General features: G+C 28.6%; 18 protein-coding genes and 1 pseudogene. 11 read left to right on the top strand and 8 right to left on the bottom strand.

The window, feature by feature from the left end; genetic code table 11:
* The first annotated feature begins 62 nt into the window (after positions 1 to 62).
* Genes ruvC through ACJJVY_RS10855 form a run of 4 tightly spaced genes read left to right on the top strand, consistent with a single transcriptional unit; the run spans position 63 to position 2,894 of the window.
* Positions 63 to 617, top strand: a complete 555-nt coding sequence (gene ruvC / locus ACJJVY_RS10840; protein ID WP_405608171.1) for a crossover junction endodeoxyribonuclease RuvC — start codon at positions 63 to 65, stop codon at positions 615 to 617.
* Positions 617 to 1,744, top strand: a complete 1,128-nt coding sequence (hemW, locus tag ACJJVY_RS10845; RefSeq protein WP_405608174.1) for a radical SAM family heme chaperone HemW — start codon at positions 617 to 619, stop codon at positions 1,742 to 1,744. Before ruvC ends, hemW begins: the two co-directional genes overlap by 1 nt.
* Positions 1,745 to 1,785: 41 nt before the next feature.
* On the top strand, positions 1,786 to 2,535 hold the full coding sequence (locus ACJJVY_RS10850; RefSeq protein WP_405608177.1) for a cyclase family protein: 750 nt from the start codon (positions 1,786 to 1,788) through the stop codon (positions 2,533 to 2,535).
* A gap of 5 nt (positions 2,536 to 2,540) precedes the next feature.
* Positions 2,541 to 2,894, top strand: a complete 354-nt coding sequence (locus ACJJVY_RS10855) for a DUF4260 domain-containing protein (RefSeq protein ID WP_405608180.1) — start codon at positions 2,541 to 2,543, stop codon at positions 2,892 to 2,894.
* A 3-nt stretch (positions 2,895 to 2,897) separates the two neighbouring features.
* On the opposite strand, the gene ACJJVY_RS10860 is transcribed toward ACJJVY_RS10855, so the two are convergent.
* Positions 2,898 to 3,878, bottom strand: coding sequence for a CorA family divalent cation transporter (locus tag ACJJVY_RS10860; RefSeq protein ID WP_405608183.1), 981 nt, complete (start codon positions 3,876 to 3,878; stop codon positions 2,898 to 2,900).
* 77 nt (positions 3,879 to 3,955) lie between these two features.
* Here ACJJVY_RS10860 and ACJJVY_RS10865 point away from each other — a divergent pair, with 77 nt between their 5' ends.
* From ACJJVY_RS10865 to ACJJVY_RS10885, 5 genes and pseudogenes are all read left to right on the top strand, one after another.
* Positions 3,956 to 4,324, top strand: coding sequence for an MmcQ/YjbR family DNA-binding protein (locus tag ACJJVY_RS10865; protein WP_405608186.1), 369 nt, complete (start codon positions 3,956 to 3,958; stop codon positions 4,322 to 4,324).
* A 9-nt stretch (positions 4,325 to 4,333) separates the two neighbouring features.
* Positions 4,334 to 4,594, top strand: a complete 261-nt coding sequence (locus ACJJVY_RS10870; RefSeq protein ID WP_405608189.1) for a DUF3781 domain-containing protein — start codon at positions 4,334 to 4,336, stop codon at positions 4,592 to 4,594.
* Between the two features lie 8 nt (positions 4,595 to 4,602).
* Positions 4,603 to 5,151, top strand: coding sequence for a 5-formyltetrahydrofolate cyclo-ligase (locus ACJJVY_RS10875; protein ID WP_405608192.1), 549 nt, complete (start codon positions 4,603 to 4,605; stop codon positions 5,149 to 5,151).
* Positions 5,152 to 5,337: 186 nt separating this feature from the next.
* Complete coding sequence (gene ade, locus ACJJVY_RS10880) at positions 5,338 to 6,957, top strand: adenine deaminase (RefSeq protein ID WP_405608195.1); 1,620 nt, start codon at positions 5,338 to 5,340, stop codon at positions 6,955 to 6,957.
* Positions 6,958 to 6,960: 3 nt separating this feature from the next.
* A pseudogene (locus ACJJVY_RS10885) lies at positions 6,961 to 7,235 on the top strand (SelT/SelW/SelH family protein).
* A gap of 4 nt (positions 7,236 to 7,239) precedes the next feature.
* Here the strand turns inward: ACJJVY_RS10885 and ACJJVY_RS10890 are convergent.
* Positions 7,240 to 7,740, bottom strand: coding sequence for a GNAT family N-acetyltransferase (locus tag ACJJVY_RS10890; protein ID WP_405608198.1), 501 nt, complete (start codon positions 7,738 to 7,740; stop codon positions 7,240 to 7,242).
* Positions 7,741 to 7,798: 58 nt separating this feature from the next.
* On the opposite strand from ACJJVY_RS10890, the gene ACJJVY_RS10895 reads away from it, so the two are divergent.
* Positions 7,799 to 8,395, top strand: a complete 597-nt coding sequence (locus tag ACJJVY_RS10895) for a PhnA domain-containing protein (RefSeq protein ID WP_405608201.1) — start codon at positions 7,799 to 7,801, stop codon at positions 8,393 to 8,395.
* Between the two features lie 179 nt (positions 8,396 to 8,574).
* Here ACJJVY_RS10895 and ACJJVY_RS10900 read toward each other — a convergent pair whose 3' ends face one another.
* The 4 genes from ACJJVY_RS10900 to ACJJVY_RS10915 all read right to left on the bottom strand — a co-directional run bounded on the left by ACJJVY_RS10900 (position 8,575) and on the right by ACJJVY_RS10915 (position 12,667).
* A complete protein-coding gene (locus tag ACJJVY_RS10900; RefSeq protein WP_405608204.1) occupies positions 8,575 to 9,675 on the bottom strand; it encodes a DUF4407 domain-containing protein in 1,101 nt (366 codons plus the stop codon).
* Positions 9,676 to 9,975: 300 nt separating this feature from the next.
* The gene (locus tag ACJJVY_RS10905; protein WP_405608207.1) at positions 9,976 to 10,137 is read right to left on the bottom strand and encodes a hypothetical protein; all 162 of its coding nucleotides are present in this window, start codon (positions 10,135 to 10,137) and stop codon (positions 9,976 to 9,978) included.
* A 74-nt stretch (positions 10,138 to 10,211) separates the two neighbouring features.
* Entirely contained in the window at positions 10,212 to 12,299 is a 2,088-nt protein-coding gene (locus ACJJVY_RS10910) for a M56 family metallopeptidase (protein ID WP_405608210.1), read from the bottom strand.
* Positions 12,296 to 12,667 (bottom strand): BlaI/MecI/CopY family transcriptional regulator, encoded by a 372-nt coding sequence (locus tag ACJJVY_RS10915; protein WP_405608213.1) that lies wholly within the window; start codon positions 12,665 to 12,667, stop codon positions 12,296 to 12,298. Before ACJJVY_RS10915 ends, ACJJVY_RS10910 begins: the two co-directional genes overlap by 4 nt.
* Positions 12,668 to 12,781: 114 nt before the next feature.
* On the opposite strand from ACJJVY_RS10915, the gene ACJJVY_RS10920 reads away from it, so the two are divergent.
* A complete protein-coding gene (locus ACJJVY_RS10920) occupies positions 12,782 to 13,408 on the top strand; it encodes a peptidylprolyl isomerase (RefSeq protein ID WP_405608216.1) in 627 nt (208 codons plus the stop codon).
* A 1-nt stretch (position 13,409) separates the two neighbouring features.
* On the opposite strand, the gene ACJJVY_RS10925 is transcribed toward ACJJVY_RS10920, so the two are convergent.
* Both ACJJVY_RS10925 and ACJJVY_RS10930 read right to left on the bottom strand, forming a co-directional pair.
* Positions 13,410 to 15,053 (bottom strand): M1 family metallopeptidase, encoded by a 1,644-nt coding sequence (locus tag ACJJVY_RS10925; protein ID WP_405608219.1) that lies wholly within the window; start codon positions 15,051 to 15,053, stop codon positions 13,410 to 13,412.
* A 67-nt stretch (positions 15,054 to 15,120) separates the two neighbouring features.
* The gene (locus ACJJVY_RS10930; RefSeq protein WP_405608222.1) at positions 15,121 to 17,448 is read right to left on the bottom strand and encodes a DPP IV N-terminal domain-containing protein; all 2,328 of its coding nucleotides are present in this window, start codon (positions 17,446 to 17,448) and stop codon (positions 15,121 to 15,123) included.
* Positions 17,449 to 17,458 lie beyond the last annotated feature (10 nt).

Raw genomic sequence — 17,458 nt, forward strand, 5'->3', positions numbered from 1 at the left:
TTTGCAAAGTAATAAATATTCATCGGTATGTTTGATGATAAACAGAAAAACAATCTGAGATTTTGGCGATAGAAAAAATTATTTTGGGCATTGACCCAGGAACTACAATTATGGGTTTTGGATTGATAAAAGTAGTTGGCAAAAAGATGGAATTTATTCAAATGAATGAATTGATGTTAAAAAAATACGACGATCATTATCTAAAATTAAAACTAATTTTTGAACGTACAATTGAGTTAATAGACACTTATCATCCTGATGAAATTGCTATTGAAGCACCTTTTTTTGGTAAAAATGTACAATCGATGTTAAAATTGGGTAGAGCACAAGGAGTTGCGATGGCTGCAGGTTTATCTCGCGAAATACCGATTACAGAATATCTACCAAAGAAAATTAAAATGGCAATTACCGGAAGCGGAAGCGCAAGTAAAGAACAAGTTGCTTTGATGTTGAAATCTGTTTTAAATTTAAAAACATTACCTAAAAATTTAGATGCAACAGATGGTTTAGCAGCTGCAGTTTGTCATTTTTACAATTCAGGAAAAGTTGTTGGCGGTAAAAATTATACCGGTTGGGCTAGTTTTGTAAAGCAAAATGAAAAACGAGTTAAAAAATAATGGCCGGCATATACATTCACATACCGTTTTGTAAACAAGCATGTTTTTATTGCGATTTTCACTTTTCTACTTCTTTAAAAAAGAAAGAAGAAATGATTTCTTGTTTGGTAAAAGAAATAGAAATTAGAAAGGATGAATTGCAAAATGAAATTATAGAAACCATTTATTTTGGTGGGGGAACTCCGTCTGTTTTAAATACAGATGAAATCAATTTATTAATTGAAACTGTATATAAAAATCATACAGTAATTGAGAATCCAGAAATTACATTAGAAGCAAATCCGGATGATTTATCCGAAGAAAAAATAATAGCATTTTCTAAGACAGCAATTAATCGATTAAGTATTGGTGTTCAATCTTTTTTTGAAAAAGATTTAAAACTGATGAATCGTGCACATAATACATCTGAAGCAAAAAACTGCTTACAAATTGCTACAAAATATTTTAAAAATATTTCTTTAGATTTAATTTACGGAATTCCGGATTGTACGAATGAAGAGTGGAGAGCAAACATACAAACCGCATTAAGTTTTGATATACCGCATATTTCTAGTTACGCACTTACTGTAGAAGAAAAAACGGCTTTAGATACGTTAATCAAAAAAGGAAAAATAAAAAATATAGATGAAGAAAAAGCAGAAGAGCAATTCCATATTTTAATAGAAGAACTTAAAAAAGTAAATTTTATACATTATGAGTTGTCTAATTTTGGTAAAGAAGGTTTTTTTAGTAAAAATAACACAGCTTATTGGTCGGGTAAATCTTATTTAGGTATTGGACCGTCTGCACATTCTTTTAATGGTAAGCAAAGAAGTTGGAATGTTAGAAACAATCCTAAATATATTAAGTCTATAAAAGAAAATAAATTACCAATAGAAAGAGAAACTTTAACCAAAACGGATGGTTATAATGAATATGTTATGACGGGTCTAAGAACTATTTTGGGAGTTTCATTAAATAAAGTCACCAATAATTTTGGAGAAAAATATACAATTTATCTAGAAAAACAATCAGACAAATTTATTAAACAAGATTTGTTGTATATTGAAAACCGAATTTTAAGAGCTACTGAAAAAGGCAAATTTTTAACAGACGGAATCGCTTCAGATTTATTTATGATAAATTAGGGTTATTCCATTAAATACATAAAAATAAATTTCAGTACAAAATGAAGGCAGTAATAGAATACAATTCTAGAAAAATAGAAATTAATGTTTCTAAACCTATAGATATATCAATACCAATTGATATGGATAAGGCTAAAATTAACGCTTGGGGTATAGATGATCCTAAAATAGAGGTAGAAAATTTTAATGGTTATGAGGTAAGTGTAGCAAATGGAGCTGCGGTTAATTTTAATTACATTAAATTTAACCCACATTCTCATATTACACATACAGAATGTGTTGGTCATATTACCAAAAAAGTACATTCTGTAAATCAAAACTTAAAACATTATTTCTTTTTAGCAGAATTGGTAACGGTTGCTCCAGAGCAAGTAGGCGAAGATTTTGTAATTTCAGAAAAGCAATTAAAAACAGCTTTAAGAAATAAAAAAAGAGATGCCATTATAATAAGAACATTGCCAAATTTATCAGATAAAAAAACCGCAAGATATTTTAATACAAATCCTGCTTATTTATCCAAAGAAGCTGTTAATTATTTGGTAGAAAAAGAGATTAAACATTTATTAATTGATTTACCATCTGTAGATAAAGAAAAAGATGGAGGTAAATTAGAAGTACACAATATTTTTTGGAATACTGTAGGAGATATAAGAATGGATGCAACAATTACAGAATTTATTTTTGTAAAAAATGATGTTGAAGACGGTGAGTATTTGTTAAACTTAATGATTGCTCCGTTCGAAAATGATGCAACACCAAGTAAGCCTATTTTATATAAAATTATAAAATAAGTAAGATGAGAAACATTCTCAAACTTGAAGAATTACTGATGTTTCTTTTATCTATTATTGCTTTTAATCATTTAAATTTTGATTGGTGGTGGTTTTTGGCTTTATTTTTATTGCCAGATATAAGTTTTTTAGGGTATTCTATAAGCGTAAAATTTGGAACGTATTTTTATAATTTTTTTCATCACAAAGGATTTGCAATTGCATTAGGTGTTTTAGGATATTACATTGATAACGAAATTTTAAAATTATTAGGAGTCATTTTTTTTAGTCATTCTTCTTTTGATAGAATCTTAGGTTATGGACTAAAATATTCTGATGATTTTAAAAATACACATTTAGGTAAAATAGGAAAGAAGTAGTTTTTAAAACCACTTCTTTCTTTTAAAATACCAAACAGAAATAATAGTTACTAAAACCATAATTCCTAGTAAAATAAAATAACCGTATTTTAATTTAAGCTCTGGGATGTTTTCGAAGTTCATTCCGTAAATTCCGGCTAAAAAAGTAAGTGGAATAAACACAACCGAAAGAATAGTAAGTGTTTTCATTACTTCATTCAATCGATGACCTTGTATACTAAAAATCAAATTTATTTTACTTTCTAACTCTTGCAATTCAAAATCTATATTAGAAACTAAATTGTTGGTTTGTTCTTTTAATTCGCTAAAATATTTTACATTAAAACCATCAATTTCAATCTTTTCTAGTTTTACAATAGTATCTCTTAAACTTAAGGTTGCCTTTTTAAAATTGAATAATTCTTGTTTTCTTTTTTCTACCAAAGATGTAAATTCTGGTGTTGGTTTTATATGCGTAGAGTTTAATTTGTCGGCACTTAATTCGGCATTTTCTTCATAAGTATCTTGGTAATTATCAATAATAGATTCTAATAATAAAAAGAGTAAATAGTCTGCTTTTTTCTTTCTTACAATCCCTTTATTACCTTCTAAACGTTCACGAATCCAGTTAAAATAATCACCCGTTTTTTCTTGTATAGACCATAAAAAATCTGCCGAAACAATAAAAATCATTTGTTCAGAATCTAGTTTATTACTTTCTGTAATTAAAACTCTTGTGGTAACAAAAAATAAATTATCTAATAAAATTACTTTATTAGGATGCTCTTCATCACTTAAAAGTTTTATTAAAAAATCGTCTAATTTGTTTTGATAAATAATTTTTTTATAAACATCTTGAAACTTAATTCCGTAGGTATTTAACCATTTTGTAGTATTAGAATTATCAGCAAAAATAATTTCTGATAAAGAAGAAAACTTAGTTTTCTCATAATCCTTCTCAGAATATTTAATAATGGTTGTGTTGTTTAAAAAATCATTTTCCATTTTAAAAATAATTGTAAATTTGATAGATAAAGATACTTCTTAAATTGTAAAAAAATCAATTTTAAAATCAAGAGTTTATGAATATAGAACAATTAAGAGATTTTTGCCTCACAAAAAAAGGAGTAACAGAACATTTTCCTTTTGATGAATCTACGTTGGTTTTTAAAGTGATGAACAAAATGTTTTTATTAACTGGTTTAACCAATTGGGAAAAAGGCGAAAGTAAAGTCAATTTAAAATGCAATCCAGAAAAAGCAATTGAATTAAGAGAAATATACGAAGGAATTTATCCTGGTTTTCATATGAACAAAAAACATTGGAACACAGTTTTGCTAAATTCTAGCGATGTTTCTGATGATTTAGCGCGAGAACTCATCAATCATTCTTATGATTTGGTTGTAAAAGGTTTGACAAAAAAACTTCAAGCAGAATTAGCAGAATTGTAGGTTTTTAACATGATGAAAATTAATACAAAAGAAATTCTAGAAAAACATTGTTACACAAAATTGGTGTATCAGCGAATAAATAAAAAATTAAACACCGATTTTTCTAAGAGTGAAATAGAGGATTTCATCAGAAAAATATTAGTAGCAACTGATTTACAAAACTATCAAAAAAAAGGAAAGAATTTTTATGTTTCTGATAAAGAAAATAACATCAGAATCACAATTAATAGCAACACTTTTAGAATTATAACTGTTGATAAATTTAAATGATTTGTAAAATGAAAAAGCAAGAACTAAGAAAAATTTACAAACAAAAACGGAGCGATTTAACAGAATCTCAAATTGTTGATTTTCAACAAAACATTTTTCAACAAGTTTATAATTTAGATATTTCTGAAGTAAAAACGGTTCATTTATTTTTATCTCTTAAAAAATTTAAAGAAATAGACACACAACCAATTATTGATTATTTTAGAAGTAAAAAAATTCGAATCGTTGTTAGTAAATCAAACTTAGAAAATAAGACACTTGCGCATTTTTATTTAGAAGAAAATACAGTTTTAGAGTTGAATAAATACGGAGTTCCAGAACCTGTAAATGCACAACAAGTGGATGAAAAAATACTCGATATTGTTTTTGTTCCTTTATTAATTTCTGATAAAAAAAACTACAGAGTTGGTTACGGAAAAGGTTTTTACGATCGTTTTTTATCAAATTGTAAAAAAGACGCAAAATTTATAGGTGTAAACTTTTTTAAACCAATTGATAAAATTGAAGATGTTAACGAATTTGATATTCCTTTACATCAAATAATCTATCCTAAATAAACTTTAAATCGCTTATTATTCTTTGTAAATTTGTTTTGGAAATACTTCGATAAAATTTTGTAAAATGTGAAATTTCTTGGCCTGATATGGATTTCTAAAAAAAGAATTCAGTATGTCAGTTCGAGTGATTTTTCTGACAAAAGAAGAAAAATTGTATCGAGAATATTTTAATAAAACCGTAGCAAAATGATTGTACAAGGAAATATAGTTGACATACAAAATAAACGAATTTTTAAAGGAGAAGTTGAAGTTAAAGATGGCAAGATTTTAGAAGTTAGAGAAGCCATACATAACCAAGAAAATTATATTTTACCCGGTTTTGTAGATGCACATATTCACATAGAAAGTTCTATGTTAGTACCTTCAGAATTTGCAAAAATTGCAGTTATTCATGGTACGGTTGCAACGGTTTCTGATCCGCATGAAATTGCCAATGTTTTAGGTATAAAAGGTGTTGAGTTTATGATTGAAAACGGAAAGAAAGTTCCGTTAAAATTCAATTTTGGGGCGCCATCTTGTGTGCCAGCAACTTCTTTTGAAAGTGCCGGAGCAATTATCAATTCTGATGATATTAGGGTAATGATGGAAAATCCAGATATTAAATATTTGGCAGAAATGATGAATTATCCGGGTGTTTTGTTTGATGATGCTGAGGTTTTAGCAAAAATTGAACATGCAAAAAATAACAATAAACCTATTGATGGTCATGCGCCAGGTGTAAGGGGCGATGATGCTACTAAATATATCGCAGCCGGAATTTCTACAGATCATGAATGTTTTACATTCGAAGAAGCTTTAGAAAAGCTACAAAAAGGAATGAAAGTAATTATCCGTGAAGGTTCTGCTGCTAAAAACTTTGAAGCTTTAATCAATTTATTACCAGAACATTTCGAAAATATGATGTTTTGTTCTGATGATAAACATCCAGATGATTTGTTGTTGGGGCATATCAATCAAGTTTGTGAGAGAGCAGTTGCTAAAGGAATTGATGTTTTTAAAGTATTACAAGCAGCGTGTGTAAATCCTGTAAAACATTACAATTTAGATGTTGGTTTGTTGCAAAAAAATGATTTTGCAGATTTTGTTGTAGTTGATAATTTAGAGAAATTCAATGTTTTAGAAACGTATATAAACGGAGAATTAGTTGCCAAAAATGGAGCTTCTTTTGTAGAATCTGTTCCGTTTGAAGTATTGAATAATTTTAATACGGATAAAAAAGAAGCTACCGATTTTAGGTTTGAATCTTCATCAGAAAAAATTAGAGTTATTGAAGCTTTAGATGGAGAATTGGTTACCAATCAAATTGAAGCAGAGTCTTTAATTGTTGATGGAAATTTAGTTTCTAATACAGCAACAGATGTTTTAAAAATGACGGTTGTAAATCGTTATCAAAATGACGAACCAGCAATTGCTTTTATAAAAAATTTCGGAATTAAAGAAGGTGCTATTGCTAGTTCTGTAGGGCATGATTCTCATAATATAATTGCTATTGGGGTTTCTGACGAAGCTATTTGTAAAGCTGTAAATTTAATTATTGAAAATAGAGGTGGAGTTTGTGCTGTAAACACAACAGAAGAGAAAATAGTTTCTTTACCAGTTGCAGGAATTATGTCTGATAAATCAGCAGAAGAAATAGGGAAGTCTTATGCGGAATTAGATAAAATGGCAAAGCAAATGGGTAGTAAATTACGTGCTCCTTATATGAGTTTGTCTTTTATGGCGTTGTTAGTTATTCCTTCATTAAAATTATCAGACAAAGGTTTGTTTGATGGAACTTCTTTTCAATTTACATCTTTAGAAGTTTAAAAAATGGAAACAAAAATTATCATACAATATTGTCCAAAATGTAGATGGTTATTACGTTCTTCTTGGATGTCACAAGAATTATTAACTACTTTTGAAACGGAAATTAGTGAATTAACATTAAACCAGCTGCCGCAGGTATTTTTAGAATTCATGTAAATAAAACATTAATTTGGTGTAGAAAAGAAAACGGTAGTTTTCCGGAAATAAAAGAATTAAAACAATTGGTAAGAGATAAAATTGCACCCAATAAAAATTTAGGACATTCTGATAAAAAATAATTTTTTAAAAGAGATATTCAAAAACCGCATCTTCTTTATCATTAAAAACAACTTGGTTTCCAATAAATTTAAAATTGAGTTTTTGTAATAATTTTTGTGAATTCTTATTTTCTGGCATTGTAAAAGCAAGCACTTTTTCTTGTTTAAAAGTTTTACGTACATAATCAATAATTTGTACCGTTGCTTCTTTTGCAAGTCCTTTTCCTCTAGCTATTGGTAAAAATCCATAACCAATATCTATAAATTCTAGATTGTCTCTTTTTAACGCTGTAGAAACTCCAATTGCCTCATTAGTTTCTTTTAAAATTACGGTAAAATAGCCTAATCCACTTTTAGAATACTCTTTTTTCATCTTACTTAAAAAAATGGCTGTTTCTTCTATAGATTTTAGGTTTTTATCATTTATAAAACGTATCCAATCTGGGTCGTTAAATAGGTTAAAATAAAAAGGAGCATCTTTAATTTCAAAATCTCTAATAATTAGTCTTTCGCTTTCTAATTTCATTCAATAAAAATAAAGAGTTTTACTTTAAAAATGTAAATTTGTGCAACAAAAAAATATTATGAGTTTACAACAAGATTTAGAAAATAGAAGCGGAAATCAATGCGAATTATGTGCATCAACAACAAATTTATCAATTTACGAAGTAAAACCAACGATAACTGGTGGTGGTGGAGTAGACGGTAGTTTATTGGGGTGTGAAACTTGTGTAACTCAAATAGAAAATCCAGAAGAAGTAGACGCAAATCATTGGCGTTGTTTAAACGATTCTATGTGGTCTGAGCATAGAGCTGTAAAAGTGGTTGCATGGAGAATGTTGTCTCGTTTAAGAACAGAAGGTTGGCCGCAAGATTTATTAGATATGATGTATTTAGAAGATGACGATTTACGTTTTGCAAAAGAATCTGGAGATCATTTAGATGATAGCGAAAAAATTATTCACAGAGATGCAAACGGTGCTATTTTAGAAGCTGGAGATTCTGTAGTTTTAATAAAAGATTTAAAAGTAAAAGGATCTAGCATGGTTGCAAAACAAGGAACTGCAGTGCGTAGAATTTCTTTAGATCATGAAAATGCAAAATATATTGAGGGTAAAGTTGGACCAACGCAAATTGTAATTATTACAGATTACGTTAAGAAAATGGCAGAAAAAGAGTAGAATGTCATTTCGAGTGCAGTTGAGAAGTTGGGCGTTACCTTTCAGGTCGCGCTTTACACTATATCTTTTTAGTTTTGTTCTCGATATAAATTTATTCATTCTTCACAAATTCACTCGAACTGACAACTAAAAAGGATGCCGTTTCAATCGCTAACGCACCCCTTTGCCAGCAAATAGCATTACAACATTTTTTGTTGTTTATTATAAAAAGAATCGGCTTGTAATTTCATTAAATTACGAGCCATTTTTTGTTTGTAAGCGTAGATTTCTTCTTCTGTAGAAATATCTTCATATACTTTTTTATTAATGCTAATATCTGCTTTTAGCATTTCTTCTCTTTGGTTTACTTGTTGTTTAACCCAAGTTTTTATTGCAGTTTCATTATCTTCTAATTTAAAATCATATTCGCTTTTTGGTGAAATTAATTTTGCAAAAATTGGCGAAGTTTCTATGGCTAAAAATAATAAGAAAATAAAAAAGGAAGGCAACCAAGGTAATTTACTTAAAGCATTTATTCTTGCCATTAAACCATCAAAATTGGTGATAATTGGTTGTGTTTTACTTTCGTATATTTTTTGATTTTTTTGAAGCTCAATAATAGCTAACTCTTTTTCTTTTATTTTTTCTGAGTTTTCTTTTTTAAGTTGATTTAACTCAGTTAAAGCAGCATCGTGTTTTGCTCTTTTTTCTTTATAAACAGGTCCTTTTCCTAATAATTTGGTTCCTTTTCTGCCTTCTGCTTCTGCAATATAAGTTTCATATAAAGTGTTTGTTGCAATTTCTTTTTGTGTTATTTCTGTTTTTAAAAGATTAATTTCTGAATTTATTTTGGCAATCTCAGGTGTAAATTGTGCTGCAATCTGAGTTTTATTATCTAAAGTCATTTGGTTTTTTTCTGTTAATAAAACCTGATTGATTTCTTTTTCGAACAACTTTAATTCTAAAGGTTTAGAAATTACGATGGCAATAATTACTGCTAATAAAATTCTTGGTGATGCTTGTAAAAATTCTTTCCATTTAGAATCTCTTTTTTTGATGGTAGCGACTATAAATCGATCTAAATTAAAGATTAACAATCCCCAAATAATTCCGAAGAAAATAGAAGTGTATATATTATCAAACACGGTAAACAAAGCATAACTACCCGCAATTGTTGCCATAACTGCAGTAAAAAATACTGTTGCACCAATACCAACATATTTGTTTTGTTCTCCGTCAGAACAGTTATTTATTAGATTTTTATCTACACCAGAACAAGTAATAAAGAATTTTTTAAGCATAATTATAAGTTGCTGTCAGTTCGAGTGAATTAATGAGAAACGAATTAATTTGTATCGAGAATCCTATTATTACTTCTCTATTCGTTTTTTTTTCTTAGAAAAAGAAAATTACTTAAAATGACATTTTATACAAGTACAACGCTATTATAGTGAATTTGTTACACAAAAAAACCTCGAAATTTCGAGGCTTTTTTTAATTGTTAATTATTTATTTTCTTTTTTTGGTGGAGTAGGAGAAACAGGAAGGTCATTACCGGTTCTATTTTTCCAAAAGAGTAAATAACTAATTATGTAATTATACTAAATATTATTCTTTTCATCTATTTTCATTTTTGCTTGTTGCCAATTGCTGTAAAAAAAGGTGACTCCAATAAGAATATACTTATTTTGTTCACCATTAGAGCATTCGTTAATTAAGTTTTTATCAACTCCAGAGTAGATAAGAAAGAAGTTTTTAAGCATTATTAATTAGATAATAATAGAATGCCTTAAAATATAATTTGTTATTTGAGTAATATCTAGAGCTATAATTTATTTTATTTCTTTTTATTTTCATGAAAATTAGGATCATTATCTTTAAACTCAGCAATGATTTCACCTTCTTTATTAACAACCTGAGGAATATATTGCCCAGATATTATATCTGTTGCATTAACTTGAATTTCTGAAAGTACTTTCCCATTTTCATTTATTAATTTTCCCTCTCTGTTATAGTATTTTATTTTACCATAAGTCTTCACATAAAAATGTTGTTTGCCATTTATAGTTTTGAATCCAGTTGTTGGATAATTCTTTGGGACTTTAATAGAATATGATTTTGTTTTTACTTTTTTTTGTGATTTTGGAGCAAAGTCATTTCCAGTTCTTTTTTTCCAAGCTTCATAAGCATTTTTAGCTTTTAAAATTTCTGTTTCAGAAGCATTAGGATTTGGTGGTGGAGGTGGAATTAATAATTTTTCTTCTTCTGTTAAATCTTTTCTTAATTTATAAAAGACTTTGTTGTTTTTCATTAATCTTATATAAGGATTGTGAGGATGAATTGGTCTTTTTACTTTTCTTTTATTCTCTTTTGATAGTTCAAAATATAAACTTCCTAATTCTGAAAAACTATCTGTTAAATCTAGCTGTCTTTTTGCAGAACTCTTTATGAAATGAGGTTCTTTTTTTCTGTCGTCTTCATAGTAGTTGTTTTTTCTTTTGTAGACATCTAGAGGATTATTTACTTGTTTATATAATTCATTAATATCTTTTAACTTAAGTTCAATAGGATTTACACTTTGTTTAGAAGATTTATTCGACTGAATTGGCGAATCTATATATTCTTTCTTTTCTGGAGTTTCCTCAATTACTTCGATTACTTCTACTATTTTACCATTAGGTAACTTTCCTTTTAATGGAGTTTGTTTTTTTAATAAAACCTTATGAGGTTTTGGTGACAACGTAAAATTTTTAAAGCTAATCTTATAAATGCCAGACTTTCTTAATTCATTTTTAATATCATTAACAAGCTCATAATTTAGATTCGCTTTTGGAGCCGCTTCTAAAATAATATGAGCATCTTCAATATCATTAATTTCAGCATCAATTACTTTTTTTAAGTTATTGATATTTGTTGATTGATTTTGTATTATTAACTCTCCTTCTTTCTTTATCAAAAGAACATATTTATCCATTTCTGAATTTGACAATCCTTTTCTTAAAGAAGAATTTTCTTCTACAATTGTTTCTGTCGGTTCTTCTGCAATTTCTATTATTTCTTGTGCTTCAACTCTTTCTGCAAAGAGGAATACAAAACTTGCTAATAACGGAATTACCGCCAGTTTTTTTAACAAGATTTTTGATTGTGAACTTTGTGTTGTCATCATTTTTAATCTTTTTTTAGTTAATGAATAATTCAAATTACTGGCCAAGTAATAGTCGTTTTTCCAAGCAGCTTTGTTTAGTAATAAGTGCTGATATTGGATTGCGTTTTTATGTTGATTGATTACAGTTTCGTCTGCTAAAAATTCATGATTTAATTTCATCGCTTTTTTTAACAAAATAAAAAATGGATTTATCCAGCAAACAACTTGAATAATTTCAAGAATCAAAATGTCTAATGTGTGTTTTTGAGTAACATGTGTTAGCTCGTGCGTAAATAATTCTTGCTCAATTTTTTGATTTTCATATTCATTTTTATTGATAAAAATATAGTTCCAAAAAGTATGAGGTAGTATTTTATCATCAACCAAAACTAGTGTCGAATTTTGATAAGCAATTTTTGTATTTTTTTTAATCTTATTAAGAATATTTATTAAGTTTCTTACAAATCGTATCAATAAAATAAAAGAAACAAATACGTAAAAACCGAGAAATATTTTTGTGTAATTAATTGATTCTTCGATAATATTTTCTGTTGGATAATTTTCGGTTGCAATAATTTCAGGAACCGTTTCTGTAGCTTGTAAAACAATAGGTGGTACATCAATATAAATAATATATAAAGGCACTAAAAAGGAAAATAAAATGCTGCTTAATAAATAAATACGATTAAAATTGTGCATTTTTTCTCTCTCTAGAACTAAATGATAAAATGCCAATAATAAAGCCAAACAAGTTGCCGATTTTAGTAGATATATAATCATTTTTGTTGCTTTTTAATTTGAGAATCTATTACTTTTTTTAATTCTTCTAATTCTTGTGTAGAAAGATTTGTTTCTTTGGTAAAAAACGATGCAAACTGACTTGCAGAATCGTTAAAGAAGTTTTTGATCAATCCGTTTACATGGTTAGAAAAATAGTCTGTTTTCTTAATAATCGGAAAATATTCTCTCGATTTCCCAAACAATTTATAGTCGATAAAACCTTTATCAGAAATCCTTTTTAATAAAGTTGCAACCGTTGTTGTTGCGGGTTTAGGTTCAGGAAAATCTTCTAATAATTCTTTTAAAAATGCTTTTTTACGTTTCCATAAATATTGCATTAATTGTTCTTCGGTTTTAGATAATTGCATGCTTATATTATTTTTTACTCTACAAACATAGAATAAAAAAATGAATTCTACAAATGTAGAGTTAAAATAAATGAAGATTTTATCTACATTTGTTTAAAAATCAAAAAGAAATCAATGATGAAAAAAAGTTTTTTTATTTTAAGTATTGTATTCCTAAGCTCTTGTGCTACAGTTAAATTTAAAGAAAAATGGCTTAAAGAAGAAGCGCCAATTAGTTTTAAAGCAAGGTTTGAAACAACAAAAGGTAATTTTGATATTGTAGCCAGAAGACCTTGGTCTCCTAAAGGAGTTGATCGATTATATCAAATGATAAAACACGATTATTATACAGATGTAGCTATTTTTAGAGTAGTTCCAGAATTTGTGGCTCAATTCGGAATTCATAATGATAGTATTATAAATAAAAGTTGGAAAAAAGGAATTGATGATGAACCAGCTTTGGCTAAAAACGATTCTATGGCAATTTCATTTGCAAGAGGAGGAAAGAGAACACGATCAAATCAAATTTTTATCAATTTAAAAGATAATAATAGGTTAGACTCGATTGAGTATTCTGGAGTAAAAGGATTTCCGGTAATAGCAAAAGTTATTGCAGGCCAAGAAAACGTAATGAAATTTTATGATGGTTACGGAGATAAATTGGGTAGAAGACAAGATTCTATAAATAAATATGGAAATGCTTTTTTAATGAAAAATTACCCAGAAGTAGATTACATTAAAAAAGCATATATTTTAAAGTAGTTTAATTGATTTCCTTATTGTAGATGTAAAAATTTGCATCAATTTCAAGGTCTTTACTTTCACTAGGTAAAGTTTGCCATTTTGCTGTTGGATAAATCCATTTTTCGTTACTATCAATAATAACTTTTAAAGGCATTTTAAAACCAGATACAACATTAGCCCAACGGTATTTTAAAGTTCCGTTTTCTATTGTGTATTCTAAAGTTGGTATTTTGATGGTTCTTAAATATTGATTGAAAAAAGGATTTAAATCAAAACCTGTTTCTGTACTTAAAAAATCTTCAATTTGTTTTGTAGTTACCGTTTGATGATAAAATGTTTTATTCATTTTTCTTAAAATACCTCGCCATTTGTCATCATTATCAATCCATTGTCTTAACGTATGTAAAATGTTAGCTCCTTTACTATACATGTCTCCAGAACCTTCTTTGTTTACATCATATTTACCAATAATTGTAGCTTTGTTTCTAATCGATTTTCTTTGTCCGATTACGTATTCTGATGCTGCTTTTTTACCATAATAATAATCGATAAAAATGTTTTCAGAATAGTCTGTAAAACTTTCATGAACCCACATATCTGCAATGTCTTTATAGGTAATATTGTTTGCAAACCATTCGTGGCCAGATTCGTGAATGATGATATAATCGAATTTTAATCCCCAACCAGAACCAGATAAATCACGACCTAAATATCCTTTTTTAAATTTGTTACCATAAGTAACTGAACTTTGGTGTTCCATCCCTAAATAAGGTGTTTCTACCAGTTTATATCCGTCTTCATAAAAAGGGTAAGGACCAAACCAATACTCAAAAGCTTTCATCATTTTAGGAGCATCTTTAAAGTGTTCTTTTGCGGTTTCTAAATTGTCTTTTAAAACGTAATAATCCATGTCTAAAGGACCTTTTTCTCCGTCATAAACTTCAGAAAAATGTGCATAATCTCCAATATTTACATTTACTCCGTAATTATTAATAGGGTTGTCTACAAACCAATTGTATGTTTTAGTCGCTCCGTTGTCTTTTACACTTTCTAATCTACCATTAGAAACATCCATTAAATGAGCCGGAACAGTAACACTAATTCGCATACTTTCTACTTCGTCATACATATGATCTTTATTAGGCCACCAAACACTTGCACCTAAACCTTGGCAAGAAGTAGCTACAAAATGATTGCCGTTTGCGTCTTTTTTCCAAGAAAAACCACCATCCCAAGGAGCTTTTCTTGCTTCTTTTGGGTTTCCTTGATAATAGACAACAATACTTTCTGTTTTACCTACAATTTGATCTTTTAAAAGCTGAACATAATGTGCATTTCCGTTATGTTTTACTTCTAACTCTTTACCGTCTTGTGTAACTTTTGTAATGATTAAAGGATCTTGTAAATCAATTTGCATTGATTTATTAGACGTTAAAACTTTGTATTTAATGGTGTTTTTTCCTGAAATGAATTTTTCATCAGGTTTTACTTCAATATCTAAATGATAATAAGTTAAATCCCACCAAATTCTTTCTGGAGTAATAGAGCCTCTAAGTGTGTCTTGTTCTGTGAAATTATTTTTTTCGCTCATTAAACCCTGAGAACAAGAACTTAAAGAGTAAAGGATTGAAAATAATAAGGCAAATTGAAAATGATACTTCATAAAAAATGGATTAAAAAGTTAAGTATTCAGCTTCTAAAAGATTCTTTAAAAGCTGAATTTTTATATATTATTTTATTTCAAAACCTTTTGCAGGTTTGGCATGTAGAAGATGGGTAACAAAATAATCCCAACGTCTACGAGTCATATAATTAGTCATATTACCATAACCATGTCTTTGGTTAGGAAACAAAATCATATCAAAATCTTTATTGGCTTTAATTAAAGCTTCTACAACCAGCATTGTGTTAGATGGATGTACATTATTATCTACAGAACCGTGGGTAATTAATAATTTTCCTTTTAAATCTTTGGCAACTAATTGATTTGCTTGACCATCATAGTTAGTTGTTCCATCTACTTTTCCTTCTAAATTACCATCAATTAAAAGACCTTGCCATTTTTCTCCCCAATCAGCTTCATAGTTTCTATTATCATGATTTCCTGAACCAGAAACAGCAACATCGTAAAAATATGGATACGCAAAAACAGCTCTTGTAGAAGCAAAACCTCCACCAGAATGTCCCCAAATACCAACTCTTTCAATATCCATTCCTTTATATTTTTGAGCTAATTGTTTAATAGCAGTAATATTATCTGGTAAACCATTATCGCCCATATTTCCATAATATGCGTCATGAAAAGATTTAGATCGCATTGGTGTACCCATTGCGTCAACAGCAACAACTACAAAACCTAATTCTGCTGCTGCTTGGAAATCTCTCCAAACAGGTTTAAAACCATAACTTCCAACAGAACCAGATTGTGGTCCAGGATAAATGTAATTTAAAACAGGATATTTTTTACTTTCATCATAATGACTAGGTAAGAACATTACTCCATATAAATCTGTATTTTCATCTCTTGCTTTTACAGAAAATTCAATAGGTTCTTGCCAGTTTTTAGCTTTTAAATCAGAAATATCGGCTGTTTCTAAATCCATTATTTTTTCTCCTTTACTATTTCTAACAACAGAAATAGGTGGAGTTGTAGTGGTAGAATAAGTATCTACAAAAGTTGTATAATCATCAGAAAAAGTAACAGAATGCGTTCCTTTACTTGGTGTTAAGTTGATAAGGTTTGAGCCGTCAAAATTTACAGAGTAGTAATAATTATGATACGGGTTTCCTTCTTCTTTTCCTCCAGCAACAAAGTAAATTTGTCTCTTTTCCTCATCAATATTTTTAACTTGTTTTACAATCCAGTTTCCTGTTGTAATTTGATTTTTTAACTGCTTAGTTTCTAAATCATACAAATAAATATGTCCCCAATTTGTTTTTTCTGAATACCAAATAAACTCATTAGAATCAAATAAAACTTGCCAATTTTCTGCTCTTACTCCAGATTCATAATATGTATCAACTTCTTCTTTATGAATTGATTTTACATTTCCGGTAGTAGCATCTGCAATTTGTAAATTAGCAATTTTATGATCTCTAGATCCAGAAACAAAAGCAAATTTTGTTCCTTCTTTATTCCATTGTGCATCTAATAATTCGTTTCTTCTATTAGCAATATGGTCTGTTGTAGTTCCTCTTTGAAAGTCTGCATCCATTTTTAAACGCACGGTCTTTGGTTTGTTGCCTAAATGAATAATTACTCTTTCTATGGTAAATATTTTGTCATCTCCAGGTAAAGGATGTTTCCAAGCTTCTAATTTAGGATGACCAACATTTGTAGAGGTTAAATACATCATACCAACTCCTCTTGCATCTTGCTGAAAAGTAGCAATTTTATCAGAATTTGGAGACCATTTTAAAACAGCTCCATCACTTTTAATCCAACCTGCATTATTGGTTGCGTAACCGTAATCTTGCTGTCCATCAAAAGTAAGTTGCGTTTTTTTATTGGTTTCTAAATTACGAACCCAAAGATTATAATTGTCTATATAAGCAGCCAATTTTCCATTAGGAGAAACATGTTCGTTTTTAGAAGCTCTTTTTAATTTTGAGGTAACTTTTGATAGTTTTTCTGTTTCTAAGTTATAACTAAAATCTTGTCTAAATGCAGTAAAGTTTACTGTTTTTAAATCGTCAGATAAATTAACACTTCTAAAAGGTAATGCATTTACATCAACTTCTTTGTCTAGTTCTTTTGATAAAACTTCGGCTAATTTTTGATGATCAAAAGCTTCTTTTTTCGTTTTTGATTTTGCATCAACAAGAAGAAATTTTTGACCATTTTTATTGGTTGTAGAATAGATAAATTTATTGTTATTTATAAACGTAGTTCCAGAAACTTGATTGTAAACCAAGCTGTATAAACTTCTGTCCATATGTGTGGCAGCAGCTTCATATTCTGCAATTGTAAACTCTTTCTGTTCCTCTTTTGTAGAGCAAGAAGCAATAAATACAGATATGCAAAAAAACGCAATTGACTTTAAGTGTGTTGTTTTCATTTATAGATTT

The organism is Polaribacter sp. Asnod1-A03 (assembly GCF_045063585.1).
In the GTDB taxonomy this organism is placed as follows: Bacteria; Bacteroidota; Bacteroidia; order Flavobacteriales; family Flavobacteriaceae; genus Polaribacter.